Origin of the sequence: Streptomyces pactum (assembly GCF_016031615.1) — a bacterium.
GTDB lineage: Bacteria > Actinomycetota > Actinomycetes > Streptomycetales > Streptomycetaceae > Streptomyces > Streptomyces pactus.
In genome coordinates this window covers 1-1,140 of the sequence record NZ_JACYXC010000030.1, presented here as the reverse complement: position 1 = coordinate 1,140, position 1,140 = coordinate 1, and the positions used below count along the sequence as shown (strand labels likewise).

Below are 1,140 nucleotides of genomic sequence, written 5' to 3'. Positions count from 1 at the left end.
CGCCCCCTCCGTCGTCCTCCGTCGTCCTCCGTCCCGTCGTACACAAGGAGCTGACCGTCGTGCGTATCACTGTTTTCGGAGCCGCTGGGAGCGTGGGCAGCCGCGTGGTGGCCGAAGCCCTGTCCCGCGGCCACCAGGTGACCGCCGTGGTCCGCGACCCGTCCCGCTTCGCCGGCCTGCCGGAGGCCGCCGTGCCGCGGGCCGGTGACGCCTCCGACGCCGCGGCGGTGGCGCGGCTGAGCGCCGGTCAGGACGTGGTGGTGGGAGCCACCCGCCCGGCGCCCGGCCGGGAGAGCGAGCTGGCCGTGGTCGCCGGCGCGCTGCTGGCCGGGACCGCCGAGGCCGGGGCGCGGCTGCTGCTGGTCGGCGGCGCGGGCAGCCTGGTCGTCCCCGGCACCGGCGGGACCACCGTGATCGACGCCCCCGACTTCCCCGCCGACTGGCGGAGCATCGCACTGGCCTGCGGCGAGCAGTTCGCCGCCTGCCGTGCCGACACCCGGGCCGACTGGGCCTACCTGAGCCCGCCCGCCGTCCTGGAGCCGGGCGTGCGCACCGGGACGTACCGGCTGGGCGCCGACGAACTGGTGGTGGACGCCGACGGCAACTCCGCCATATCCATGGAGGACCTCGCGGTGGCGCTCATCGACGAGGCCGAGCGGCCCCGGCACCACCGGGTGCGGTTCACGGTCGGCTACTGAGCGGACGGCTGCTGAGCGGGCGGGGCGCCCGTCGCCGTGCGCCACGGGGTTCCCGTGGGGGCTGCCCCTCTTCGCCGGGCGCACCCGCCCGTCCGGGGTTCGGCCCGTCCGGGTGGCCGTTCCTCTCAGGCGCTGCTCTCCTCGGGGGCCCCTGGAGAGGTCCGGCCCGGCGTGAGGTTCTGCCCGCCCCGGCGGCAGCCGGGATCCGCTGCCGGTCCAACGGGGGAAACACCCGCCCCACCGATCCGATAAAGGTGCATTTCATACCTTTTTGGGGTCTCATGTGGGAACCGAGGACAGGACGGACCGCAAGCCCTGAAGGAGGCCCTCCATGCGCGGAGCCACGCCCACCGGTGCGGGCACCAGCCCGCCGGCGCCGGTACGGACGACCGCCGGTACCGGTGCGGGCGGTACCGGTACGGGCGGGGCCGGCGCGCGCCGG

The 1,140-nt window shown here is 76.1% G+C and carries 1 protein-coding gene; it reads left to right on the top strand.

Going from position 1 to position 1,140, the window contains the following annotated elements; translation table 11 throughout:
- Positions 1–59 precede the first annotated feature (59 nt).
- On the top strand, positions 60–698 hold the full coding sequence (locus tag IHE55_RS30495) for an NAD(P)-dependent oxidoreductase (RefSeq protein ID WP_197990175.1): 639 nt from the start codon (positions 60–62) through the stop codon (positions 696–698).
- The last annotated feature ends 442 nt before the right edge of the window (positions 699–1,140 follow it).